A 25137-nucleotide genomic window follows, 5' to 3' on the forward strand; every position below is an offset into this window, starting at 1 on the left:
ACGGAATTACGCCGTTACGACGGGAGGGCCCTACTCTTTTTGGGCTTTTCTGGCATAATCCGGCCCACTTTTTTCGCGGTAGTAGTGCACGACTTTCTACTACAAAACGTTTGGAGCACACTCGGCCACTGGCCGACGGGGAACCTCATGACGCAAGCCAATAACGCCGTGTACACCGATCTGAGTGTTGATGATCTGGTAAAAGAAGCCCTGAACCGCGGTGAGGGCGAGCTTGCCGATACCGGCGCTCTGGTTGTTCGCACCGGTCATCGCACCGGCCGTTCGCCAGTCGACCGTTTCATCGTTGAAGAGCCTTCCACCCAGGCTGCCATCGCCTGGGGCCCGATCAACCGCAAGTTCCCGGCCGACAAGTTCGACGCGCTGTGGGCTCGTGTTGAAGCATTCAACAACGCGCAAGAGCATTTCGTTTCCCACGTGCATGTAGGCGCGGCCGAAGATCACTACCTGGCCGTGAAGATGACCACCCAGACTGCCTGGCAGAACCTGTTCGGTCGTTGCCTGTTCATCAACCCGGCCCAGTACAACCCGGCCGGTCGCGAAGAGTGGCAAGTGCTGAACGTCGCCAACTTCGAGTGCGTGCCAGAGCGTGACGGCACCAACTCCGACGGTTGCGTGATCATCAACTTCGCCCAGAAGAAAGTGCTGATCGCCGGCATGCGTTACGCCGGTGAAATGAAGAAAGCCATGTTCTCCGTGCAGAACTTCCTGCTGCCGGCCGCTGACGTGCTGCCGATGCACTGCGCTGCCAACATCGGCGAAGAAGGCGACGTGACCCTGTTCTTCGGTCTGTCGGGCACCGGCAAGACCACCCTGTCCGCCGACGAAAGCCGTTACCTGATCGGTGACGACGAACACGGCTGGGGCGAAGGCGTTGTCTTCAACATCGAAGGCGGCTGCTACGCCAAGTGCATCGACTTGTCCGAGAAGAACGAGCCGGTCATCTGGAAAGCCATCAAGCACGGCGCGGTGCTGGAAAACGTCGTGATCGACGATGCCAAGCACGCCGACTACGCCGATGTCAGCCTGACCCAGAACAGCCGCGCGGCCTACCCGCTGGAGCACGTTGCCAAGCGTTCCGAGAAGAACCTGGGCGGCGAGCCGAACGCTGTGATCTTCCTGACCTGCGACCTGACCGGCGTGCTGCCGCCAGTGTCGATCCTCAACGAAGAACAAGCGGCCTACCACTTCCTGTCCGGCTACACCGCACTGGTGGGCTCGACTGAAATGGGTTCGGGCAGCGGCATCAAGTCGACCTTCTCCACCTGCTTCGGCGCACCGTTCTTCCCGCGTCCGGCCGGCGAATACGCTGAACTGCTGATCAAGCGCATCCGCGGCTTCGGCTCCAAGGTCTACCTGGTCAACACCGGCTGGACCGGCGGTGGCTACGGCGTCGGCAAACGCTTCAACATCCCGACCACCCGCGCGGTGATCGCAGCGATCCAGAGCGGCGCGCTGATCGGTGCAGCCACCGAGCACCTGGACACCATCAACCTGGACGTGCCACTGGCCGTACCGGGCGTCGAAACCAACCTGCTCAACCCACGCAACACCTGGGCTGACAAGGCTGCGTACGACGAAGCTGCCAAAGCACTGGCCGGTCTGTTCATCGAGAACTTCAAGAAGTTCGAAGTGAGCGACGCGATCAAGGCTGCCGGGCCTAAGTTGTAAGACTTAGTTTTGGTGAATGAAAAAGCCGCCTGTTGAGGGCGGCTTTTTTGTGAGCGTTCATTTTCTCAATGGGCCAATGCATTCAAAACATGAACCGGGTCGTTATGAATGGCCTTGAGCAGAGCTTTTGCCGGCCCGGTTGGCTCGCGACGACCCTGTTCCCAATTTCGTAGAGTGCCGAGCTGGACGTCGATCAGTGCCGCAAATTTGGCCTGGGTCAAACCGGTAGCTTTACGAATTTCTTTGACCTGCAATGCATCAACGTGGAATTCGCGAGAAGGTGTGCGCTCGCCTCGTACGATCTCGTCCATCTCTTGCACACTTTCCATCAGCTCATCAAAAAATTTGCTCATGGTCATCTCCATTTTTCGATCAAGACCTTGAGTGCTTTACGCTCATCGCTGGACAGATCGTGTTGTTCATTTTTAGGGTAGATCATCAATAACCCGATTTGTGATGCCGAAACGAAGTGGTAGTAGATAACCCGTGCTCCGCCTCGCTTGCCGTGTCCTTTCGCTGCGATTCGGGTTTTTCGGATCCCGCCTGTGCCTTCAATTACATCGCCAATCGAAGGACTTACAACCAGTTGCTTCTGAAAAGCGGCGTAAGTGTCATCGTCCAGCAGCTCTTTTACTCGACGGGTAAAGATCCGAGTCTCAATAAAAATCATCGCAAATGTACGCCATTGGCTTACTTTCCAGCAATGCTGGCGGGATTTGAGTAGATGACTGGTAAGTGATCGTTCTCATGTCGAACATGGGAACGATCTGATCACTCAACCTCAGACTGGAGCTTTCCAGTTGAGCATTCGTTGCTGGGCGACCTGTAACAGGTCAAAGCCGTCTTTGGTCAGCAGATAAAGGGCGTGGGTGATGTGCGGGATGTCTTCGACGTCGGCGTGTTTGAAGCAGAGGCAGTAGAGGGTTTGCAGCAGGTCGCTTGAGGCGCGCAGGCGCTGGACGGCGCATTCGAGGATGTCTTGCGGGTCGGCCTCGGTGTCGATGACCAATGGCTTGGTGTCGGTGAGGTTGGTATCAAGTGGGCGGTAGCGATCGTTGGGGAATTGGTTCCATAATTTCATTGGTTAGACTCTCTCAAGTATCAGAAGAACCGCCAACATCATGACCAAACGATAGGAGGCGGACTGTGTTCGGGTTGGTCAACCAGAGAGAGAGAACTCCAGGCACGCCGAAGCGTCCCAAACACAGCCGCCATAAAGCGTGCCGCATGAATCAGGCGGCAAGCATACAAGGGCATGCGAAGTTTCTCTCTCATTTTCAGGTGACCAAACCCGAGTCGCTGATTTGGCAACGACAGTCACGACTATAGATTTGAGCTAACAAACGGCGATAGCCGATAAGGCATCGCTCCATGTAGGACGTGGACGAAGATTCAATAGGGTTGTTCCTACTGATTCTTGCTTGTTCTCAACAGTTCACGTTTCGCTGCCATCAAGCGTCTCGACTCTTCATCGGTGATGCTTGGGCGGGGATCATCGATGCTTTTCTGAACTTGCCGAGTAACCCACTCTTTGTAGGCCTCCTCGTCGCAGTGAGGTTCAATTCCGTCAGTGGATCTATCCATCGTTCAATTCTCCCGTGATTGTGTTGACGTCTGTTACCAGTCCCGCCTCAACGAATCGCCCGATACCCCTCAACATCCAGCACACTCGTCGTCAGCCCGGTCGCCGGGGTGTAGATCCCGCCTTTCACCGTCGAGAACGGCACGCCTTTGCTGCCCAGCGATACGTAGCGTTCGCCTTGATCCAGCTCGGTGAACCAGGTGTAGGAGCACTTCTCCATGGCCTTGTATTTCGCTGCCGCGTTGACGATGGCGGCGGTGTGGTTGCGAAGGTCGGCGTCGGTGAGGTTAAGGTTTTTGTCGAGTACGGTGCCCCAGCGTTTCAGGCAGACCTCGGCAAAGTGGCGGACGATGAGGCCGGGTTCGGCCAGCACTTTGGGACCACTGTTGCCATCGGCGGAGGCGTTACCGACCAGAGTGGCGTGACGGCCAGGCATCGGGAAGATGCTGGTCTTGGTGCCGGTCGCGGTTTGCGGGATGACGCAGCTGAAACCCTTGGAGCGTTCGTCCCGTGCATAAAAGCCCACGTATTCCTTTACGTTGTAATTGAGTTTAACCCTGTGCTCCTGAAAGTTACCGATGCCGGGTACCGGATCAATGGCGAAGATATTAACCGGAATGTTTGTCAGCATGCTGTCATTGAACATGGCGTTGGCCAGCATATGGCAACTGATACCGCCGCGGCTCCAGCCCACCAGATTGACCTTCGTTGGAATAACGCCGTCCTTGCGAAACGTTTTAATGATTTGTTCTTGCAACTTTTGCTGCGTGACGCTGCGATCACCATAGTTGTATTTGCGCCATAGCCAGGAACCTTCGACCTTTACATCTTCAATCGGAATGCCGGCGGCTTTGAGGCGGTTGTATTCCGTTTCGGTCAGTTGCTGACGTTGCCAGTCGCATTTGCCTTTGATGATGTTCATCGCGTGCTGAACGTTTTCCTCCCAGCCCTTGCCGAACAGGGTTCCGCTCAAGCCGTAGTCCTTGGACTGGGTGAACAGTTCATCGGCTTGCAGGTTGCTGGTGCCGGGACCGTCGACCACGATCCAGTCGGCGAACTCGCGCCCGGTGTGATGAGAGGCGAGTGTAGATACCAATTCACCATTCCAGTAGTTTTCGTGGGCGCTATCAAACTTTGTCGAACCTGTACCGCAGAAGAAAATAGTTAGTGTAGTCATGTTGTTGCTCTTGATTGATGTAAGAGCGATCAGGCTAGTTCTGAACTTGGTAGTAATGGAAGTGATGGGTTGTTGCGAACTTTGTAAGTGTGGCTGGCGCCATCAGTTATTTATTCGTTGTCTGGCAACTTTCAGCAAGTCACAACCGTCTTGCGTCAACAAATAAAGCGCGTTAACGATGTTGGGGATGTCTTTCACATCGGCCTGTTTGAAACATACGCAGTAAAGAGTTTCCAGCAGATCGCTGGCGGCACGCAGGCGTTGATCGGCGGCATTGAGCAGGTCGCCCGGTTCTGCCTCGGTGTCGATAACCAATACCGGCTTGTCGCTTTCGCAAGTCTTGAGAGGGAGAAAACGGGTATTCAGCGGTGTGTACATATTCATGATTAAGGTGCGTCCTTTACGAAGTCGCTTCGGTGAGCCGACACAGTGTTTTCAGTCGCGCCAGCCACTATAGAAGGACGCTGACCGGAGGGACAAGACGGCCGCAATGGACAGATTTCGTAAGGGTTTTTCCATGATATGGGCATTTGCCCTACATGTTTTTTCGGTTTTTCAAAGCCAAACCCTTATTGGCGAATTTTCCGACGTGATTATCAGGCGTTTCAGAGTAAACCTCTGTATGGTGCGCGCCAGAATCCGTAGGGCGTTTACAGGCGTCCGACACAGACTTAAAGGGAATTAGGTATGCAGTGGCTACGAATGGCCTCGATCGTTTTGCTGTGGGTTAGTGGTTGTCGTTTGGCGATGGCCACCGAAGCAAGCAATGCAATGGTGCTCACGCAAGTGGAGCGCACAGAATGGCCGGACGCCCTCACAACACAGGCGAGCATCGACACGGCGTCCCGTGCCGAAGTGCTGATGTTCGGCAAGGCACTGCTGGCCAGTGAATGCCTGGACGAATCCGGGTTGAAAAAACGTCTCGACGTGCCGCATGTGCAGCTCAAGTCGATCCGTCAGGTGCGTGACGGTCTATGGGATCGTCTGTTCACCACCTATCGCAACGCCAGTCAGAACTGTGACGAGCAAGCGTTCTGTCCACGGGTGCGCAGTGTCGCCGACCTGCGTCAGTTGGCGGCGGCATTCACCGGTGATATCAGCCCGGCCCATGCACTGTGGGCCAGCAAAAGCCAGGGCGTGCATGAGCAACTGTTGAACGAGCAATTGCGAGTGGCGGTGTTGCAGCCGTAGAGCCTGCTAAGCCGTTGGCGTGGGGCTCGCTGTCACCTCGCCGGCGAGTGGGGGAAGGTCGCCGGGAAAGGGGGTGCAGCCACTCAGCAACAGGGCAACGATGACAAGAGCGAAGGGCAGTTTCAAACGATTCGACATGTGTCTTCCTTGGTGATAATCCAGAGTCATCGGCCGTCCTGGCGCGATGTTCGATGGACGTTACACTCGCGATCACGACTTCGGCGAGAAAGAAAGTGTTTCGTTTGTTAGAGGCCGTGGTGGTGCATTTGACGCTGTATCATTCCGTATCGATTTGACCCCCGACCTTTTCTCGACTCGCTGCGATCGCCCGCTAGGCTGTTGGCATCACAGCGGTCAACGGAGTGACAGCGAATGCACAACACCCTGGAACAGGTTTTCGGTTATCCACAGTTTCGACCCGGCCAGGAAGCGGCGATCAGCGCTGTGCTCGCCGGGCGCTCGGCAGCCGCGATATTTCCCACCGGCTCCGGCAAATCCCTTTGTTACCAGGTGCCGGCACTCTTGCTGCCGCACCTGACGCTGGTGGTCTCACCGTTGCTGGCGCTGATGCAGGATCAGCTCGAGTTCTTGCGCCGGCACGGGATATCCGCAGGCAGCATCGACTCGACGCAGAGCCGCGAAGACGCCAACGATGTGATGGCCCGCGCCCGTTCGGGCGAATTGAAGATCCTGATGATTTCCGTGGAGCGTTTGAAGAACGAGCGCTTTCGCAATTTTTTGCAGCAGGTGCCGATCTCGCTGCTGGTGGTGGACGAGGCGCACTGCATTTCCGAATGGGGCCACAACTTCCGTCCAGACTACCTCAAGCTGCCGGACTACCAGCGTCAGTTAAACATCCCGCAAACCCTTCTGCTGACCGCCACCGCAACGCCAAAGGTCATCGACGACATGCAGGCGAAATTCGCCATCGCGGCAGACGATGTGGTGACCACCGGTTTCTACCGGCCCAACCTCAATCTGCTGGTCGAGCCGGTGCGTGGACAGGACAAGCGCCGGCGCCTGGTGGAGTGGATGAACGAGCGCGCGGGGCAGCCGAGCATCATCTACGTGACCCTGCAGAAAACCGCCGAGCAGATTGCCGAACATCTGGAGCGCAATGGCATTCAGGCCGAGGCTTACCACGCCGGTTTGCCCCATGAGCAACGGGATGCGATCCAGAAGCGCTTCATGGGCGGGCAGTCCAATTGCATCGTCGCCACCATCGCCTTCGGCATGGGCATCGACAAGAGCGACATCCGTAACGTGGTGCATTTCGACCTGCCCAAATCCATCGAAAACTACAGCCAGGAAATCGGTCGCGCCGGACGTGACGGGCAACCGTCTGATTGTCTGGTACTGGCCAACCGCGACAGCCTCAACGTGCTGGAAAACTTCGTGTATGGCGACACGCCGGAACAGGACGGCATTCGTCATGTGCTGGACGAGTTGCAGGCTGCTGCATCGGAAGGCCAATGGGAGTTTCTGCTCGGGCCGCTGGCGGATCAGAGCAACATTCGTGCGTTGCCCTTGAAGACGCTGTTGGTGCAATTGGAGTTGCGAGGACTGATTGCCCCGCGCTACGCGTACTACGCCGAATATCGCTTCAAATACCTGCTGGAGCCCGACACGTTGCTTGAGCGTTTCGAAGGTGAACGAAGGGATTTCGTCGCCGCGATCATCCAGACCTCAAGCCGCGCACGCACCTGGGCCACGGTGGATTTCGAGGCGATGTACGAGCAGTATTCCGCCGAGCGCAACCGGGTGGTGAAGGCCCTGGACTATTTCCAGGAAAAGGGCTGGGTCGAGCTTGAGAGCAAGCAGATGACCGAGGTCTACAACGTCCTGCGTGGCGATTACGACAGCCAGGTCTTGAGCGCTGAACTGCATGAGTACTTCACCCTCCACGAGCAAACCGAAGTGGCGCGGATTCACGCCATGCTCGAGCTGTTCGCCACCGAGCGATGCCTCGGTTATCGGCTGGCCGAATATTTCGGTGATCACAATGCGCCGCAGCAATGCGGGCATTGCTCGGTGTGCCACGGGCACGTCGCCCGGTTGCCGGCACCGCCGGAATTGCCGGCGCTTGTGGATAAAAACTTTACGGAGTTGTGTGGGGAATTTATCCACAGGCATCAGCAGTACGCTGGCAGTGCTCCGTCGGCCGAGCGGCTGACCCGGTTCCTCTGCGGAATCAGTGTGCCGCTGTTTACCAAACTCAAGGCCCGGGCCATTTCCGGGTTTGCGGCACTGGAGGAGTATCCCTACGCCGAGGTTCGGGCCTGGGCTCAGGCGCATCTTTGAGGTCTCGAATCCATCTGCTGAATGTCGATCATCACGGCAATGAACTTCAAAAATGCCCGGCGGCTGACTAAGGTGATGGCTGTCTTCGGATCGCCAACAAGAGAACAACATGAGCCAGACATCCTTCGCTATTCAGCAGGCCGCCGTGATCGGCGCCGGCACCATGGGCCGCGGCATTGTCATGTGCCTGGCCAATGCCGGCGTGTCAGTGCAGTGGGTCGATAACAATCCACAGATGCTCGAACAGGCGCTGTCCAGCGTGGCCGAGACTTACGCACACAACGTGCGGCAGGGACGGATCGATCAGGCCGAAGCCGATGCGCGGATTGCCCGTGTCAGCAAGGCGGCCGACTATGTGGCGATCCGCAATGTCGATCTGGTGATCGAAGCGGTGTACGAGAATCTTGAGCTCAAGCAGAAGATCTTCCGCGAGCTCGATGGCGTGCTGAAGCCCGAGGCGCTGCTGGCGAGCAATACTTCGGCGCTGGACATCGACGCCATTGCCGCCGCGACACGGCGCCCGACTCAAGTGTTGGGCCTGCATTTCTTCAGCCCGGCACACATCATGAAGTTGCTGGAAATAGTCCGTGGCGCGCAGACCGCACCGGCTGTGCTGGAGGCTGCGCTTGAGCTGGGCAAGCGCATGGGCAAGGTCAGTGTGGTATCGGGCAACTGCCACGGCTTTATCGGCAATCGCATGCTCCATCCGTACGTGCTCGAAGCGCGCAAGATGTTGCTCGAAGGGGCGTACCCGCATCAGGTCGATGCAGCCTTGCAGAGCTTCGGTTTTGCCATGGGGCCGTTCCGCATGTACGACGTGGTCGGCATCGATCTCGAGTGGCGTGCCCGCGAGCTGGCAGGCAAGGGGCAGGACGCGCCGGAGGTTCAGGTGGATAACCGTTTGTGCGAGCAGGGTCGGTTCGGTCAGAAGTCCGGCAACGGTTATTACCATTACGAGCCGGGCAGCCGTCAGGCCGAGCATGATCCCGAGGTCGATGCGCTGGTGTTGAGTGTCAGCGAAGGGTTGGGATTTCATCGGCGGGATATCGGCTCGGAGGAGATCCTCGAGCGGTGTCTGCTGGCGTTGGTCAACGAGGGTGCGAAGATCCTGCAGGAAGGGATTGCCGAGTCGGCGCATGACATCGATCAGGTCTATCTGAATGGCTATGGCTTCCCGGCGGAGCGGGGCGGGCCGATGGCCTGGGCGGACGATCAGGGGCTGGCCGATATTCACAAGCGATTGCTGGCGCTGGAGACTCGGCAGGGCGATCACTGGCGGCCGGCGCCATTGATCGGCGAGCTGGCGGCGCGAGGCAAGGGTTTTTACCTTTAGACTGAGCAGATCACTCCAGGAATAGACACTGATGTCCAACCCGATGCCGCAACGCAGCGATTACCCGCATTTCCAGCCGATCACTACGCGCTGGCACGACAATGACGCCTACGGCCATGTCAATAACGTCACCTATTACAGCTTCTTCGACACGGCGGTGAACACCTACCTGATCCAGGTTGGAGGGTTAGATATTCATGACGGCGAGGTGGTGGGGTTTGTGGTGAGTTCGTCTTGCGACTACTTCGCGTCGATTGCTTTCCCGGATCGAATCGAGATCGGTCTGCGGGTCGGTAAGCTGGGCAACAGTTCGGTGCAATACGAACTGGCGGTGTTCAAGGAAGGAGAACAGGAAGCCTGTGCCGCCGGGCGCTTCGTGCATGTATTCGTCGACCGGGCATCCAATCAGCCGGTGTCGATTCCGGCCCGATTGCGCGAAGCGCTGGAACGCCTGACGGTGTGACGGGCAAAAAAAATCGCAGCCCGGGGGAGCTGCGATCTGGGGGTATCAGCTAACGAGGCCAGGCCTCAGTCGCGATAGTAGCGGTGGTGCTTGCGATGGCCATAGGCATGGCCACGACCTGGGTGACGGTCACGGTAGTAGCGACGATCATCATGGCGACGATCGTAATGACGATCATCGTCATCGCTCTTGTTGCCCATGTAGTTGCCCAGCGCGCCACCCGCGCCGCCACCGGCTGCTGCGCCGATCAGGCTGCCGGTGGTGCCGCCCATGCTGCGGCCGACCACGTTGCCGCCGGCTGCGCCCAGCGCACCGCCGATGGCTGCTTCGCCACGGCTGCGCTTGTCGGCGCCCACCGCACTACCACCCGCGCCGCCCAGGGCCGCGCCAATGGTTGAACCTGTACTGCCGCCTAAGGATTGACCGACGACCGAGCCAAGAACCCCGCCCAATGCGCCGCCCACACCTGCTTCGGTGGTGCCTCCGGCAGAAGCGAAGCCACTGACCAGGCCAAGGGACAACAAGAGAATCGAGGAGAACTTCATAGAGGAGCCTCAAAGGGATGACGGCGCGATCCTGAGGCTCTGCGATGGTCGTGACAATCGAAATCCGACGAATAGCACGACCTGTATACAATTCTGCAAGTTGCTGATTTTTGGGCGGAACTTAACGGTTTTTCGCCGGTCTTTAGCTACTTCGGACAGGCCGCTTTGATCACAAGGCGGCCTTTTTTGTGGGCGTTTGAAAAGTGTCTGCGAGATGTATCGAGTCTGACTTTCGGACGCGGAGCGTACACGGCTGCGCTCCCACGCAGAGCGTGGGAGCAATCAGAATCAGGCCGACTTGGCCATGATCAGCCCCGTCTCACTCGCCGCTTCCAGCCGGATAGCGATGAACTTCGACGTTGGCGTATGGCTGCCATCGCCAGTGCTTTCCAGCGGCACCAACGGGTTCACCTCAGGGTAATAAGCCGCCGCTTGCCCCGCCGGTATATCGAACGCCAGCAGCGTGAAACCCTTCACCCGACGCTCGCGGCCATCGTCCCACAGCGACACGATGTCAGCCTTCTGCCCCGGTTTGAAGCCCAGGCGAATGATGTCCGCCTCGTTGGCGAACAGCACGTCACGCTGTCCCTTCACCCCGCGATAACGGTCGTCGAGACCGTAGATCGTGGTGTTGTACTGATCGTGAGAACGCATCGATTGCAGGATCAGGTCCGGCAGTTTGCCGGTGGCGCGGGTGCGCTCGTGGATCAGGTCTTTGGGCAGCATGTTCGGCTTGAAGTTGGCCCGGCCGGACGTGGTGTTCCACTTGCGCGCACCGGCGCTGTTGCCGAGGTAGAAACCGCCCGGGTTCTTGACCTTCTCGTTGAAGTCCTTGAAGCCCGGAATGGTGTCGGCGATCAGTTCGCGGATGCGTCGGTAGTCGGCCACCAGCCAGTTCCAGTCCACCGGTTGGCTGCCCAGGGTCGCGGCGGCGATGCCGGCGATGATCGACGGCTCCGAGCGCATCTGGTTAGACAGCGGCTGCAACTGACCGTTGGAGGCGTGCACCATGCTGAACGAGTCTTCCACGGTGACGGCCTGCGGGCCTTCGGTCTGGATGTCGATGTCGGTACGGCCCAGGCACGGCAGGATCAGCGCGTCCTTGCCGTGAGCCAGGTGGCTGCGGTTGAGCTTGGTGCTGATCTGCACGGTCAGGTCGCAGTTGCTCAGGGCCTGGAACGTGCGCGGGCTGTCCGGCGTGGCCTGAGCGAAGTTGCCACCCAGCCCGATGAACACCTTGGCGCGACCTTCCGCCATCGCGTGAATCGCCTCGACCACGTTGTGCCCGTTGTGGCGCGGCACCTTGAACTGGAAGCGACGCTCCAGGGAATCGAGGAACGCCACCGGCGGACGTTCGTTGATGCCCATGGTGCGGTCGCCCTGCACGTTGCTGTGGCCACGCACCGGGCACAGACCGGCGCCGGGTTTGCCGATGTTGCCGCGCAGCAGCATCAGGTTGGCGATTTCCTGGATGGTCGGCACCGAGTGACGATGCTGAGTGATGCCCATCGCCCAGCACATGATCACGTTCTTGCCTTTGGCGTACATGCGCGCCGCCTGTTCGATTTCCACCAGGGTCAGGCCGGACTGCTCGACGATCTGCTCCCACGGCGTGTCATCGACGACGCCAATGTATTCGAGCACATTGACGCTGTGCTCATTGAGGAAATCGTGATCGAACACCGCCGGCGCACCGGCCTTCTGCGCATCGCGTTCCCATTGCAGCAGGAACTTGGCCATGCCGCGCAACACCGCCATGTCGCCGCCCAGCGCGGGGCGGAAGTACGCGGTGTTGGTCGGCTTGTCGCCGTTGGTGAGCATTTCGATCGGGTGCTGTGGATGCTGGAAGCGTTCCAGACCGCGTTCTTTCAGCGGATTGATGCACACCACCTGAGCGCCACGTTTCACCGCTTCACGCAGCGGCTCGAGCATGCGTGGGTGGTTGGTGCCGGGGTTTTGGCCCCAGACAAAAATTGCATCGGCGTGTTCGAAGTCGTCGAAGGTCACGGTGCCTTTGCCGACGCCGACACTCTGCGCCAGCGCCACGCCGCTGGCCTCGTGGCACATGTTCGAGCAGTCAGGGAAGTTGTTGGTACCGAAGGCGCGCACGAAAAGTTGATACAGGTACGCCGCTTCGTTGCTGGCGCGACCCGAGGTGTAGAACTCGGCCTGATCCGGGCTCGACAGCGCTTGCAGGTGTTTGCCGATCAGCGCGTATGCATCGTCCCAGCTGATGGGTTTGTAGCGATCGGTTTCGGCGTCATACACCAGCGGTTCGGTCAAACGACCCTGATACTCGAGCCAGTAGTCGCTCTGTTCCAGCAGCGAGGTGACGCTGTGTTTGGCGAAGAATTTGCCATCGACCCGGCGCTTGGTCGCTTCCCAGTTCACCGCTTTGGCGCCGTTCTCGCAGAACTTGACCATGCCGCTTTCCGGCGAATCGCCCCAGGCGCAGCCCGGGCAGTCGAAGCCGCCGTTCTGGTTGGTCTTGAGCATCATGCGCAGATTTTTCAGCGCGTTGTCGCTGGTCAGCCAGGCCTGGGCCACGCTGATCAGGGCACCCCAGCCGCCGGCCGGGCCCTTGTAAGGCTTGTAACGCGGGACGGGTTTCTGGTCGGCTTGATGATGTTGGCTCACGGGTGTTTCTCCATTTCTGGGCTATACACCCGCGGCGCGTTTTTCTGCGGCAGGTGGATGAGATTGAGGTTGTGGCGCCGGGCCCATTGCACGGCAAGGCCGGTGGGCGCGGACAGGCTGACCAGGGTCTGAATCCCGGCCCGCAAAACTTTCTGGATCAATTCGAGGCTGCAACGGCTGGTGACAATCGCCAGGCCACCGGCTGTCGATATCTTTTGCCGGATCAGGCCGCCGATCAGTTTGTCGAGGGCGTTGTGCCGGCCGATGTCTTCGCGGCCCAGCAGCAATTCACCGCTGGCGTTCATGAACACTGCCGCGTGCACCGCGCCGCAGTGCTGACCCAGTGGCTGAAAAGCACCGATGCGCTGACGCAAACCGTCGAGCCATTCGATGGGCGGCAAGGGGGCGCCGGGCAAGACCTTGAGATCAGGCAACGCCTGCTCCACTGCTTCGACGCCGCACAACCCGCAGCCGCTGGTGCCGGCCAGTTGCCGACGCTGTTGCTTGAGGTTCCAGAACGCGCGGTTGGCGATGGTCACTTGCGCGTATTGCGCCGAGCCCGAACCGCTCAGTTGCAGATCGTAAATGTCCGAGGCGTCTTCGATGATGCCGCTGCCGAGGCTGAAACCGACGATGAAGTCTTCAAGGTCGGTCGGCGTCACCAGCATGACGGCCTGGCTGATGCCGTTGTAGGCAATCGCCAACGCGACTTCTTCGGCCAGCGCGGTGCTGGCCGATTCCGCGAGGGGTAGATCGCTGTAGCTGTAGGTCTGACTGGCGGCAGGCGCGGGTGTTTCGAGAGCGGGCGCCGCGCAGGCCGGGCGCTTGGCGTTCATGGCATCACCGATGGATTGATCAACGTTAAGACTAGGCGCGGCAAGATGTCGCGTCTAATCGCTAGTGTCGATCCCTCGATAGATGCCGTCGATCAAGCGTCCGTCGGTGATTTTTGATAGAGCGCGAAACAGGCCTCGGCCAACGCCGATCGTGGTGCCCCGCGCCGCATGATCAGCCCCAGTCGGGCGAGGGTCTGGGCGTTTTCGATGGGTTGCAGGCGCAGGTTATCCGTGAGGTTTTCCAGACCACCATCGAGTGGCATTACCGCGCAGCACAGGCCACCGTGCACGGCTTGCAACAATTGGTGAACGGCGTCGGTTTGCAGCAACGGTTGTGGCGTCAGGCCACGGCTGTGGAAGTTATGGTCGATGGATTGGCGAAAATGCATGCCGCTGGTGAGCATGCCCAGTGGCAGTTCGATCAGCGATTCCCAACTCAGCGGCGCCTGACCAAAACTGAAGAATCGCTGGTCGTAGAGCAGGCCCATCTGCGTTTCACTGAACGCCAGGGATTCAAAACGCTCGCCGTCGAGGCGGTCCAGGTAAGACACGCCAATGTCGATGCGGTTGTTCGCCAGTTGCTCCAGAACCTGTTCCGAGCTCAGCGAAGACAGTTCGAAGCGCAGGTTCGGGTGTTGCGCGTGCAGGCGTTGCATCAAAGGCAGCGCATCGAAACTCGACAACGGCACCACGCCCAGCCGCAGGGTGCCGATCAGGTTGCCGCGACAGGCCGCCGCTTCCGCCTGTAAGCCGTCGTAGGCCGCCAGCACGGTGCGCGCCCAGGCCAACACCCGTTCGCCCGGCGCGGTGAAACCTTCGAAGCGCTGGCCACGGTTGACCAGTGGCAGGTCGAGTTCTTCTTCGAGGCTGCGCAGGCGCATCGACAGGGTCGGCTGGGTGATGTGGCAGCGGGCGGCGGCCTGGCCGAAATGGCGGGTTTCGTCGAGGGCGATGAGGAATTTCAGCTGCTTGATGTCCATCTTCGCTCCGGGGCGCTGGCAAGGGTGGGCGATTCTACCGCTTGCGCGGGGGCAGGGTCATTGGTCGGGCCGCAACCGGGTTTGTCCGGCGTGGTCTAGGCTTGGGCGTCTGGAACTTTAATCAAGGAGTGTGCGCGATGAGTCTTTTGAGCTTTGTGAAAGAGGCCGGTGAGAAGTTGCTCGACCTGTTGACCCCCGGCAACGCCAATGCCAGCGAGCAATTGAAGGAACATATCAGCAAGGTCGGGTTGGGTAACCCGAATGTTCAGGCGACGGTGGATGGCGACAAGGTGACGGTCACCGGCGAGGTGGCGAGCCAGGAAGAGAAAGAGAAGATTCTGCTGGCGGTGGGCAATATTGAAGGCGTCGGCAGTGTCGATGACCAGATCACGGTCACTGGGCCAGTGGTGGCTGCCGCACGTTTCGTAGTGGTGAAAAAGGGCGACACCCTCAGCGCGATTTCCTTGGCGGTGTATGGCAATGCCAACCAGTACAACAAGATCTTCGAGGCAAACAAGCCAATGCTCAAGGATGTGAACAAGATCTATCCGGGGCAGACGCTGCGCATTCCCGAGTAATCGCAGATACCGCTACCGCGAGCAGGCTCGCTCCCACATTGGAATGCATTTCCATTGTGGGAGCGAGCCTGCTCGCGATGGGGACGATGTGGTCTACAGGCCCGTAATCAAATCCCGATAATCCTCCACCGCCGCAAACTCCCCGGTGTCCTTCGGCCCTTTACGGCTGTCCGGCTCCTTCACGGCCAGCAGATGCGCCACGCCGAAATTCCGCGCACTGCGCAGGATCGGCAAGGTGTCGTCGATGAACAGGCTGCGTGCCGGGTCAAAACCGATGTCGGCCTGCAAGGCATCCCAGAACTGCGGATTCTCCTTGGGGAAGCCGTAATCGTGGGAGCTGATCAGCCGTTCGAAGTACGGCGCCAGTTCGATTCGTTCCAGTTTCAGCGACAGTGAATCGCGGTGCGCATTGGTGATCATCACCACGCGTTTGCCGGCTCGTTTGATCGCGTCCAGAAAGGTGTCGGCATCCGGGCGCAGGGCGATCAGGTGGGCGGTTTCCAGTTTCAGCTCACGCACCGACAGCTTCAGCTCCGCGCTCCAGAAGTCCAGGCAGTACCACTGCAACTGACCGGCATGGCGCTCGAACAGCGGCTGCAATTCCATTTCCGCCATCGCCCGGCTCACGCCGTGCAGTTCGGCGTAGCGCTGCGGCAGATGTTCCAGCCAGAAATGGTTGTCGAAGTGCAGGTCCAGCAACGTGCCGTCCATGTCCAGCAGAACGGTATCGATGTCGGACCACGGTAATGAAGGCATGGCAACGTCTCGAACGGTAGAAAGATATCCGACGCAAACAATCGGAAAAGCCGCGTTATAGTAGCGCGTTCACGCCAAGGAGCTTTGCATGCGCCAGAAACCCACCGTACTTGCCCGCGAGATCGTCGCCACCAGCCGGCTGTTCTGCGTCGAAGAGCTGAAGCTGCGTTTCTCCAACGGCGTGGAACGTACCTACGAGCGGCTGGTCGGCAAGGGCGCCGGTTACGGCGCGGTCATGATCGTGGCGATGCTCGATGCCGAGCACGCGGTGTTGGTCGAGGAATACTGTGGCGGCACCGACGAATATGAACTGTCGCTGCCCAAAGGCCTGATCGAACCTGGCGAAGATGTGCTGGCCGCCGCCGAGCGTGAGCTAAAGGAAGAAGCCGGTTACGGCGCGCGACAACTGGAGCATCTGACCGAGCTGTCGTTGTCCCCCGGTTACATGAGCCAGAAAATTCAGGTGGTGCTGGCCACCGACCTGTACGAGGAGCGCCTTGAAGGCGATGAGCCTGAGCCGATGCGCGTGGACAAGGTCAATCTGCGAGAGCTGTCGACGCTGGCGCAGAATCCGAATTTCAGTGAGGGGCGCGCCCTGGCGGCGCTATACCTGACCCGCGACCTGCTGACCCAGCGCGGATTTTTCCAGTCATGAGTGAGATGCCAATGAATTTTCCCCATCCGTTGATGGCGCCGGTGGTCGAGCTGGCATTGCGGGCCGGTGAGGCGATTTTGCCGTTCTGGCGTGCCGATGTGGCCGTCACCGCCAAGTCCGATGATTCACCGGTGACGGCGGCGGACATGGCCGCTCACCACGTGATCGTGGCCGGCCTGACAGCGCTGGATCCGAGCATTCCGGTGCTGTCCGAAGAGGACGCCGACATCCCGCAAAGCGTGCGTGCAGGCTGGCAGCGCTGGTGGCTGGTGGACCCGCTGGATGGCACCAAGGAGTTCATCAGCGGCAGCGAAGAATTCACCGTCAATATCGCGTTGATCGAGAATGGCCGGGTGGTGTTCGGTGTGGTGTCGATGCCGACCAACGGTCGCTTCTACGTTGGCGGAGCCGGGCTCGGTGCCTGGCGCGGCGACACGGGCGGCACGCCGGTGGCGATTCAGGTGCGTGATGTGCCGGGGCCGGGCGAAGCGTTCACCGTGGTTGCCAGCCGCCGTCATTCGAGTCCGGAGCAGGAACGCTTGCTGGCCGGATTGAGTGCCAGCCTTGGCGAGTTGCAACTGGCCAACATCGGCAGTTCGCTGAAGTTCTGTCTGCTCGCCGAAGGGGCGGCCGATTGTTACCCGCGACTGGCGCCGACGTCCCAGTGGGACACAGCGGCGGCGCAGGGCGTTCTGGAAGGCGCCGGCGGCGAGGTTCTGGATTTGAACGGTGACGCGTTCTGCTATCCACCACGGGATTCGTTACGCAACGCGTTCTTTCTTGCACTGCCGGCAAAAGCGGCGTGGCGTTCGAAGTTGCTGGAACTGGCCCATTCGTAACAGCGCTCCCGGCCCGGAGCGCCAAGCCCTCAGCGGTGCAGGACGTACTGCCCGCTGAAGGTCACTGCATCCTCATTGCTACCGGCATTGACGACCCGCGTATGCAGAGTCAATCGCGCCCGTCCGTAACGTTGATACATCGCCAGAAATTTCTTCCACTGCGTTGCACTCGGTGACGGGCAGATCGCAATGGCATCGCCGGTCACAGGCAGTGGATAACTGATCTGTCCTTCCTGAATCACGATGTGCCCGTCTTCGATGCCTTCCTCTTTCAAACGCAAATGCAGCCAGCCCCAACCGGCCAGCACCGCACCGCAATACAGGCTGCCGCCGAACATGGTGCTCTTGTGATTGACGTTGGCGTCCAGCGGCAGATGCAGGCGCAGTTGCTGTTCCTGCCAGTCGAGCACTTTGAGTCCCATGTCCCGGGTCAGCGGGATGTCGTGATGGAGTACGGATTCCAGATAACGGCTGTCGTGCTTCATGCCCGGACCTCTTGCGGCAGAAAAGTGAATTGAGCGCGCTTCATTCGGATTCGTCGGAATGGCCGCCGCTGCCAGCGAAATTCAGACCGTGCTTGCGCAGTTTGTCGTGCAGGGTCTTGCGCGGAATGCCCAGGGCCTCGGCGAGACTCCGCACGGAACCGTGAGAGCGGGCCAGTTCGGCGGCGATCAGGGATTTCTCGAAGTTTTCCACTTGTTCGCTGAGCCCTCCCGCCGTGATTTCGACGCTGGTGCCGGGGCTGCCATCGGGCTGTGTGTTGTCCAGCGCCAGCTCCAGGCCGAGGGCAAAACGCTCCGCTGCGTTCTGCAATTCCCGCACGTTGCCCGGCCATGAATGGCGCAGCAGCAGCGCCCGTTGGGCCGGTTGCAGTTCATGCGCTGGCAGACCATGGCGGGCGCTGGCTTCGTCGGCGTAATGCTGGAACAGCATCAACGCGTCTTCGCCCCGTTCACGCAGTGGTGGAATGCGCAGCGGCGCCACGTTGAGGCGGTAATACAAGTCCGCCCGGAATCGCCCCTGATCGGCGGCCTGGCGCAGGTCTTCCTTGGTGGCGGCGATGACGCGGATGTCCAGCGGGATCAACTGATTGCCGCCCAGTCGTTCGACCACGCGCTCCTGCAGCATGCGCAGCAGTTTGACCTGCACGTCCATGCTCATGCTCTCGATTTCGTCGAGGAACAGCGTGCCGCCATTGGCGAATTCGAACTTGCCGATCCGGCGCTTTTGCGCGCCGGTGAAGGCGCCGGGTTCATGGCCGAACAGTTCGCTTTCGACCACCGACTCGGCCAGCGCACCGGCATTGATTGCCACGAACGGGCCATTACGCCGGCTCGACAGATCGTGCAGGGCGCGGGCGACAACTTCTTTACCCGCGCCGGTTTCGCCGAGGATCAAGACATCGGCCTTGGTCGCCGCCAGTGCGCCGATCTGCTCGCGCAGGCGCAACATCGGCGCGGATTGACCGACCAGCCGCGCGCTCAACTCGTTGCGATCGCTTAGGGCCATGCGCAGGCTGCGGTTGTCCAGCACCAGACGCCGCAGGGCCAGGGCGCGGCGCACGCTGTCGAGCAGGGCGTCGCTGGCGAAGGGTTTTTCCAGAAAATCATAGGCACCGGCGCGCATGGCCTGCACGGCCAGTGGCACGTCGCCGTGGCCAGTGATCAGCAGCACGGGCAGTTCCGGGTCCTGGGCGTGCAGTTCGCTCAGCAGCTCCAGGCCATCCATGCCGGGCATGCGGATGTCGCTGACCACGACGCCCGGCCAGTCACGCTCCAGTTGCGCGGCCAAGCCCTTGGCTTCGGACAGCGGAAGAATTTTCAGGCCGGCCAGATCCAGGGTCTGGCCGAGGGCCTGACGCAGGTGCGGATCGTCGTCGATCAGCACCACCTGGATGCGGTTGTCGATGGTCATGCGCTTCGATCCTCGGACGGTTGCAGGCTGACCCCGGGCGCGCCGGCGCGCAGCCGCAGGGTGATCAAGGCGCCACCTTGCTTGTGGTTGGCGAACGACAGTTCACCACCGAAGGCGCGCATCAGGGTTTCGCAAATGGCCAACCCTAAACCCAGGCCCTGAGTGCGGGTCTTGGTCGTGTAAAACGGTTCGCTGGCACGGCCCAGGGCTTCCATGCAGAAACCCGGGCCATTGTCGCGAATGTACAGGTTGACGCCTTCGTCGGTGGATTCGGCACTCAGCCACAATTTGCGCGGCGGGCCTTTTTCGGTCAGGGCGTCGAGGGCGTTGGCCAGCAGGTTGCCCAGCACCTGGCGCAGTCGGGTTTCCCCGGCCTCGACCCACAGGGTGGCGGCGGGCAGGTCGCGGATCAGCTCGACATCCATGCTCCGGCGACGTTTGGCCAGCAAGGCAAGTGCGTCGTCCAGCGCGGGTTGCAGGGCGACGCTTTCCGGGGCGTGGCGGTCGCGGCGGGCGAAGGCGCGCAGGTGGGCGATGATCGAGGCCATGCGCCCGGTCAGCTCGCTGATCAGTTTGAGGTTGCCTCGTGCGTCTTCGGTGCGTTCGTGGTCGAGCAGCACTTCGGCGTTCTCGGCGTAGCTGCGGATCGCCGCCAGCGGCTGGTTGAGTTCGTGGCTGATGCTCGCCGACATCGTCCCCAGCGCCGACAGCTTGCCGGCCTGCACCAGATCGTCCTGGGCCCGCACCAGTTCCTGCTGGGCCTGTTCGCGTTCGAGCACTTCCTGTTTCAGGCGGCGGTTGAGGCCTTCGAGATCACTGGTGCGCTCGGCAACCCGGCCTTCGAGTTCCCGGCGGGCCTTGGCTTCGAAGGCGATCCGTTCCAGGTAATGACGACGACGCTGCATCATCAGGCCCAGCAACAACATGACTACCAGCAAGGTGGCGCCGCCGATCGCCACCACGGTACGCACCGGTCGGTCGATCAACGTGCGCGGGGCCAGAATGCTGACGCTCCAGCCGGTTTCCGCGATGTCCTGGGTCTGTGGCAGCCACGCGGTCGGGCTCAGGTTCAGGGGGCGTGGCTCGCGGGTCGGGTAGGGCTGGATCGCGGTGATTGCCGAGCGCTCGGCATCACTGAGGGTGCGGGTCGCGCGAAAGCGCCATTCCGGGCGCGAGGTGAGGATGACGACACCGTTGTGGTCGGTCACCAGCAGTTGTTCCGGGGTTTTGCCCCACAGGCTTTCGGTGTGGTCCAGATCTACCTTGATCACCAGTACACCGATGATTTTTTCGCCGTTGCGCACCGCTGCGGCGAAGAAATAGCCGCGTTTGGCGGAAGTGGTGCCCAGACCGAAGAAGCGCCCGAGGCGGCCGGCCATGGCCTCGCTGAAGTACGGCCGGAACGAGAAATTGCGCCCGACGAAACTGTCGTGCTTGTCCCAGTTCGACGCCGCGAGCGTCTGGCCGCTGGTGTCCATCAGGTACATGACTTCGGCGCCGGTCTGCGCAGCGATGTTCTTCAACAGGCGGTTGGCGTTGCCCTGGGTCACGCCGTCATCCGGCGCCCCGAGCACTGCGCGCAGGGCCGGCAGGTCGCCGAGGATTTGCGGCAGCACTTCATAGCGATGCAGCGTGCCCAGCAGGTTGGCGACGTAGAGGTCGAGGGTCTGACGGTTCTGGCCGGCCAGTTCGCTGCGGTAATAGCGCTCGGCCAGATGTTCCAGCGGCCACAGCAGCGGTGCCAGGCACAGGGCCAGCAGGGCAAGACTGCGCCATCGGGGGCGGCGGGGTAGGGTCGGAGTCATGAGCATCGAGCGCCTGTGGGTACAGGCGCATTATGCCTAGGCTTGCCGGCGCAGTCTGCGCACCCGTGGCCGGGTCCGCAGCGGCGCTGAAGATTCACACAGGACTTCAGGAAAAGACGTCGGCGTCCTTGAGCAGTGCCGCCGCCTGGTCCTTGGCCGACAGTTTCGGCGCTTCATCCAGCTGCCAGTCGATGCCCAGATCCGGGTCGTCCCAACGAATGCTGCGCTCGGAAGACGGGTTGTAGTAGTCGGTGGTCTTGTAGAGGAATTCGGCGAACTCGCTCAGCACCACGAAACCGTGGGCGAAACCTTCCGGAACCCACAATTGACGGTGGTTGTCGGCGGACAGACGCACGGCCACCCACTTGCCGAAATGCGGCGAGCTGCGACGGATATCCACGGCGACGTCGAGGACTTCGCCGGCGGTAACGCGGACCAGTTTGCCCTGGGTATTTTCCAACTGGTAATGCAGCCCGCGCAGAACGCCTTTCTGCGAGCGCGAATGGTTGTCCTGGACAAATTGCGTGTCCAGGCCGGTCGCGTCCTGAAAGGCTTTCGCATTGAAGCTTTCGTAAAAGAACCCGCGTTCGTCACCAAATACCTTGGGTTCGATGATCAAGACACCAGGCAGGTCGGTGGTGATTACATTCATGTAGATTTTCCAGTGGCAGGTGTGAATGGCCGACATTCTTGCGCAAAGCGTCGACAGGTGCGAGGGGCGCTTGCAAATCCGCCGGTCTCGCAGCGTGTCGGGGGACGGATGGTCGGGGGTTGCTTATCGCCCGAAGCAATGGCGATATAGGCGCCTAATAAAATTTCAGGGGTCGTTCCATGTCGTTCGCCACGTTGATTCATCGCGCCAGTTTGCCCAGCCCGCAGGTATCGGTGGAGCAGGCCCGGCATTTGCTGGCGCAGCATTACGGCTTGAACGGCACGTTGCAGGCCCTGGGCAGCCAACAGGATCTCAATTATCGGGTCGACAGCGACCGTGGGCGGTTCGTGCTGAAGATCTGCCGGGGCGACTATTCGCTGGTCGAGTTGCAAGCCCAGCATGCGGGCCTGAAATATCTGGCCGAGAAGGGTGCCGTTAAGGTTCCTCGGGTGATGGCGGCCACTAACGGCGCTGACCTGCTGACCCTGGACGTCGGTGGAGAATCGGTGCATGTGCGACTGCTCGATTACATCGACGGACAACCACTGACGGCCCTCGATCACCTTGGCCACGAAGTCGTCGCCGGCTTCGGCCGGCTTTGCGGCGAAATGGATCTGGCCCTCGTCGGTTTCGACCATCCGGGGCTCGAGCGCACGTTGCAATGGGACGCGCGCCACGCCAGCGCACTGATCGAGCACCTGCTGCCGGTGATCGAAGACGAACGCCAGCGCACGCTGATCGCCGAGGTTGCCGAGCAGGCCAGACTTCGTTTGCAGCCGCTGGTGGAAAAGCTGCCGGTGCAGGCGATCCACATGGACATTACCGACGACAACGTGGTCTGGCAGCGTGACGCCCGGCGGCACTGGCGGTTGCAGGGCGTCATCGATTTCGGCGATCTGGTGCGCACCTGGCGCATCACCGATCTGTCGGTCACCTGCGCCGCACTGCTGCATCACGCCGCCGGCGATCCGTTCGTGATCCTGCCGGCCGTGCAGGCCTATCACGCGATCAATCCGCTGCAACACGAAGAACTGCTGGCGCTGTGGCCGCTGATCGTGGCACGGGCGGCGGTGCTGGTGCTCAGTGGCGAGCAACAGGTCAGCATCGATCCGGGCAATACCTACAGCCGCGACAACCTGACCCATGAATGGGAGATCTTCCGGGTCGCCACCTCGGTGCCGCTGGCATTGATGGAGGCGGCGATTCTCACGGCGGTCGGCCAGGCATTGCCGGCCATCGACAGTGAAGGTTTTGCGCCGTTGTTGCCCGATCTGGTCGGGCGCGAATTCGCGTTGATCGATCTGGGGGTGTTGAGCGCACACTTCGAGGCGGGCAACTGGGAGCAGCCAGGCATCGATCAGCGCCTGTTGAGCGAGGCCGCTGTCATCCATGGTCTGGCGGCCAGTCGATACGGGCAATACCGGTTGTCGCGCACCCGGCCTGACAGCGCCGATGAGCCAGAGACATTCCCGCTGCACGTCGAATTGCATGTGCCCAAAGGTTCGGCGGTGGAAGCGCCGTTTGCTGGCGTGCTTCACCTGTCGGCCGACGGCGCGCTGCGACTCGACGGCCCGCAACTGAGCCTGCGCTTGCTGGGCGTGAAACCTTCGTTGCACGGCGGCGCAGCGCTGGTCAAAGGCCAGGTGCTGGGTTCGGTGGACGGTCCGTTGATCGTGCAATTGATTCGTGGCGCACAGCTTGAAGCACCGCGGTTCTGCACGCCAACCCGCGCGGCGGCATGGCAGGCCTTGTCCCCGTCACCGGCCGCGCTGCTGGGCCTGGCCTGCGACGCCGAACCCGAGCTGGACGCGACAACCCTGCTGGCGCGCCGCGACGCCAGTTTCGCCCGTACCCAGAAGCACTATTACGTCGACCCGCCGCGCATCGAGCGCGGCTGGCGCAATCACCTGATCGACATGCAGGGCCGCTCCTACCTCGACATGCTCAACAACGTCGCGGTGCTCGGTCACGGTCATCCGCGCATGGCGGCGGTGGCGAGCCGGCAGTGGTCGCTGCTCAACACCAACTCGCGATTCAACTACGCGGCCGTCGCCGAGTTCTCCGAGCGCTTGCTGAAACTGGCGCCGGAGGGCATGGATCGGGTGTTCCTGGTCAATAGCGGCAGCGAGGCCAATGACCTGGCGATCCGCCTGGCGTGGGCCGCCAGCGGTGGTCGCGACATGATCAGCGTGCTGGAGGCCTATCACGGCTGGACGGTCGGCGCGGACGCGGTCTCGACCTCGATTGCCGATAACCCGAAAGCCCTGAGCAGTCGCCCGGACTGGGTGCACGCGGTGACGGCTCCCAACACCTATCGCGGCGAATTTCGCGGCCCGGATTCGGCGCCGGATTACGTGCGCAGCGTCGAGCAACATCTGGCGAAGCTCGATGAGCAGAAACGCCAGCTCGCCGGGTTTATCTGCGAGCCGGTCTACGGCAACGCGGGCGGGATCTCGCTGCCGCCGGGTTACCTGAAAAAAGTCTATGAAATGGTGCGCGCCCGTGGCGGCGTGTGCATCGCCGATGAGGTGCAGGTCGGTTACGGGCGCATGGGCCACTTCTTCTGGGGCTTTGAAGAGCAAGGCGTGGTCCCGGACATCATCACCATGGCCAAGGGCATGGGCAACGGCCAGCCGCTGGGCGCGGTGATCACCCGCCGGGAAATCGCCGAGGCGCTGGAGGCCGAGGGCTATTTCTTCTCGTCCGCCGGCGGCAGTCCGGTGAGCTGCCAGATCGGCATGGCGGTGCTCGATGTCATGGAAGAAGAAAAGCTCTGGGAAAACGCCCAGGTGGTCGGCGCTCATTTCAAGGCCCGGCTGGAGGCGCTGATCGATCAATATCCGCTGGTTGGCGCGGTGCACGGTTCCGGGTTCTATCTGGGGGTCGAGCTGATCCGCAATCGGGAAACCCTGGAACCTGCAACCGAGGAAACCACGCTGTTGTGTGATCGCTTGCGGGCGCTGGGAATTTTCATGCAGCCGACCGGTGATTACCTGAACGTCCTGAAGATCAAACCGCCGATGGTCACCTCGCGTCAGAGCGTGGATTTCTTTGTCGACATGCTGGCGAAGGTGCTGGAAGAAGGGCTCTGAGGCGATCCGGAATCGGCAAATGCCGATTTGTATCGGTATTTGCCGCGTTAAATTGAGATTGTTTTTTCTTTATGGCTTCTAAAGCCGATATTTATCGTTTATAAAGTCGCCA

At 60.7% G+C, this 25137-nt stretch carries 23 protein-coding genes; 9 read left to right on the forward strand and 14 right to left on the reverse strand.

Translation table 11 applies throughout. From position 1 onward, the window contains the following. Positions 1 to 147: 147 nt before the first annotated feature. Positions 148 to 1689, forward strand: a complete 1542-nt coding sequence (locus ACODTD_RS14070; RefSeq protein WP_007952682.1) for a phosphoenolpyruvate carboxykinase — start codon at positions 148 to 150, stop codon at positions 1687 to 1689. Between the two features lie 65 nt (positions 1690 to 1754). Here the strand turns inward: ACODTD_RS14070 and nadS are convergent, their stop codons facing one another. The 5 genes from nadS to ACODTD_RS14095 all read right to left on the reverse strand — a co-directional run bounded on the left by nadS (position 1755) and on the right by ACODTD_RS14095 (position 4832). Further along, positions 1755 to 2042, reverse strand: a complete 288-nt coding sequence (gene nadS / locus ACODTD_RS14075) for a NadS family protein (protein WP_041475108.1) — start codon at positions 2040 to 2042, stop codon at positions 1755 to 1757. Between the two features lie 2 nt (positions 2043 to 2044). Further along, a complete protein-coding gene (locus ACODTD_RS14080; protein WP_011331970.1) occupies positions 2045 to 2359 on the reverse strand; it encodes a type II toxin-antitoxin system RelE/ParE family toxin in 315 nt (104 codons plus the stop codon). A gap of 111 nt (positions 2360 to 2470) precedes the next feature. Next, the gene (locus ACODTD_RS14085; protein WP_011331971.1) at positions 2471 to 2770 is read right to left on the reverse strand and encodes a hypothetical protein; all 300 of its coding nucleotides are present in this window, start codon (positions 2768 to 2770) and stop codon (positions 2471 to 2473) included. 550 nt (positions 2771 to 3320) lie between these two features. Next, positions 3321 to 4448, reverse strand: a complete 1128-nt coding sequence (locus ACODTD_RS14090) for a hypothetical protein (RefSeq protein WP_011331972.1) — start codon at positions 4446 to 4448, stop codon at positions 3321 to 3323. Positions 4449 to 4550: 102 nt separating this feature from the next. Continuing rightward, positions 4551 to 4832: a hypothetical protein gene (locus ACODTD_RS14095; protein WP_011331973.1), complete on the reverse strand. Its 282-nt coding sequence runs from the start codon at positions 4830 to 4832 to the stop codon at positions 4551 to 4553. A gap of 303 nt (positions 4833 to 5135) precedes the next feature. Here ACODTD_RS14095 and ACODTD_RS14100 point away from each other — a divergent pair, with 303 nt between their 5' ends. The 4 genes from ACODTD_RS14100 (at position 5136) to ACODTD_RS14115 (ending at position 9736) form a co-directional block, all read left to right on the forward strand. Then, positions 5136 to 5639, forward strand: coding sequence for a hypothetical protein (locus ACODTD_RS14100; protein WP_011331974.1), 504 nt, complete (start codon positions 5136 to 5138; stop codon positions 5637 to 5639). Between the two features lie 372 nt (positions 5640 to 6011). Then, the gene (locus ACODTD_RS14105) at positions 6012 to 7940 is read left to right on the forward strand and encodes a RecQ family ATP-dependent DNA helicase (protein ID WP_489104951.1); all 1929 of its coding nucleotides are present in this window, start codon (positions 6012 to 6014) and stop codon (positions 7938 to 7940) included. A 109-nt stretch (positions 7941 to 8049) separates the two neighbouring features. Continuing rightward, entirely contained in the window at positions 8050 to 9273 is a 1224-nt protein-coding gene (locus ACODTD_RS14110) for a 3-hydroxyacyl-CoA dehydrogenase (protein ID WP_011331976.1), read from the forward strand. A gap of 31 nt (positions 9274 to 9304) precedes the next feature. Further along, positions 9305 to 9736, forward strand: coding sequence for an acyl-CoA thioesterase (locus ACODTD_RS14115; protein WP_011331977.1), 432 nt, complete (start codon positions 9305 to 9307; stop codon positions 9734 to 9736). Between the two features lie 65 nt (positions 9737 to 9801). On the opposite strand, the gene ACODTD_RS14120 is transcribed toward ACODTD_RS14115, so the two are convergent. From ACODTD_RS14120 to ACODTD_RS14135, 4 genes are all read right to left on the reverse strand, one after another. Further along, positions 9802 to 10281, reverse strand: coding sequence for a glycine zipper domain-containing protein (locus ACODTD_RS14120; protein WP_011331978.1), 480 nt, complete (start codon positions 10279 to 10281; stop codon positions 9802 to 9804). Positions 10282 to 10569: 288 nt separating this feature from the next. After that, positions 10570 to 12918: an FdhF/YdeP family oxidoreductase gene (locus ACODTD_RS14125; RefSeq protein ID WP_221615540.1), complete on the reverse strand. Its 2349-nt coding sequence runs from the start codon at positions 12916 to 12918 to the stop codon at positions 10570 to 10572. Continuing rightward, positions 12915 to 13754: a formate dehydrogenase accessory sulfurtransferase FdhD gene (gene fdhD / locus ACODTD_RS14130; protein WP_011331980.1), complete on the reverse strand. Its 840-nt coding sequence runs from the start codon at positions 13752 to 13754 to the stop codon at positions 12915 to 12917. The genes ACODTD_RS14125 and fdhD overlap by 4 nt, the downstream gene beginning before the upstream one ends. Before the next feature lie 92 nt (positions 13755 to 13846). After that, a complete protein-coding gene (locus tag ACODTD_RS14135) occupies positions 13847 to 14734 on the reverse strand; it encodes a LysR family transcriptional regulator (protein WP_011331981.1) in 888 nt (295 codons plus the stop codon). A gap of 137 nt (positions 14735 to 14871) precedes the next feature. Between ACODTD_RS14135 and lysM the strand changes: the two genes are divergently transcribed. Continuing rightward, entirely contained in the window at positions 14872 to 15312 is a 441-nt protein-coding gene (gene lysM / locus ACODTD_RS14140; protein WP_011331982.1) for a peptidoglycan-binding protein LysM, read from the forward strand. Between the two features lie 93 nt (positions 15313 to 15405). On the opposite strand, the gene yrfG is transcribed toward lysM, so the two are convergent. Further along, entirely contained in the window at positions 15406 to 16068 is a 663-nt protein-coding gene (yrfG, locus tag ACODTD_RS14145) for a GMP/IMP nucleotidase (protein WP_011331983.1), read from the reverse strand. 88 nt (positions 16069 to 16156) lie between these two features. Here yrfG and nudE point away from each other — a divergent pair, with 88 nt between their 5' ends. Both nudE and cysQ read left to right on the forward strand, forming a co-directional pair. Then, positions 16157 to 16723: an ADP compounds hydrolase NudE gene (nudE, locus tag ACODTD_RS14150; protein ID WP_007952641.1), complete on the forward strand. Its 567-nt coding sequence runs from the start codon at positions 16157 to 16159 to the stop codon at positions 16721 to 16723. A 5-nt stretch (positions 16724 to 16728) separates the two neighbouring features. Continuing rightward, complete coding sequence (gene cysQ / locus ACODTD_RS14155; protein WP_041475109.1) at positions 16729 to 17562, forward strand: 3'(2'),5'-bisphosphate nucleotidase CysQ; 834 nt, start codon at positions 16729 to 16731, stop codon at positions 17560 to 17562. A 29-nt stretch (positions 17563 to 17591) separates the two neighbouring features. Here cysQ and ACODTD_RS14160 read toward each other — a convergent pair whose 3' ends face one another. The 4 genes from ACODTD_RS14160 to rfbC form a co-directional block, all read right to left on the reverse strand. Further along, positions 17592 to 18047: a YiiD C-terminal domain-containing protein gene (locus ACODTD_RS14160; RefSeq protein WP_011331985.1), complete on the reverse strand. Its 456-nt coding sequence runs from the start codon at positions 18045 to 18047 to the stop codon at positions 17592 to 17594. Positions 18048 to 18087: 40 nt separating this feature from the next. Further along, positions 18088 to 19476, reverse strand: coding sequence for a sigma-54-dependent transcriptional regulator (locus tag ACODTD_RS14165; protein ID WP_011331986.1), 1389 nt, complete (start codon positions 19474 to 19476; stop codon positions 18088 to 18090). Next, positions 19473 to 21281, reverse strand: a complete 1809-nt coding sequence (locus ACODTD_RS14170) for a sensor histidine kinase (RefSeq protein ID WP_041475488.1) — start codon at positions 21279 to 21281, stop codon at positions 19473 to 19475. Before ACODTD_RS14170 ends, ACODTD_RS14165 begins: the two co-directional genes overlap by 4 nt. Before the next feature lie 106 nt (positions 21282 to 21387). Then, a complete protein-coding gene (rfbC, locus tag ACODTD_RS14175; protein ID WP_041475110.1) occupies positions 21388 to 21933 on the reverse strand; it encodes a dTDP-4-dehydrorhamnose 3,5-epimerase in 546 nt (181 codons plus the stop codon). Positions 21934 to 22112: 179 nt separating this feature from the next. Between rfbC and ACODTD_RS14180 the strand changes: the two genes are divergently transcribed. Then, on the forward strand, positions 22113 to 25025 hold the full coding sequence (locus ACODTD_RS14180; RefSeq protein ID WP_489104952.1) for an aminotransferase: 2913 nt from the start codon (positions 22113 to 22115) through the stop codon (positions 25023 to 25025). Positions 25026 to 25137 lie beyond the last annotated feature (112 nt).

The sequence above is a fragment of the Pseudomonas sp. FG35 genome (assembly GCF_057809295.1).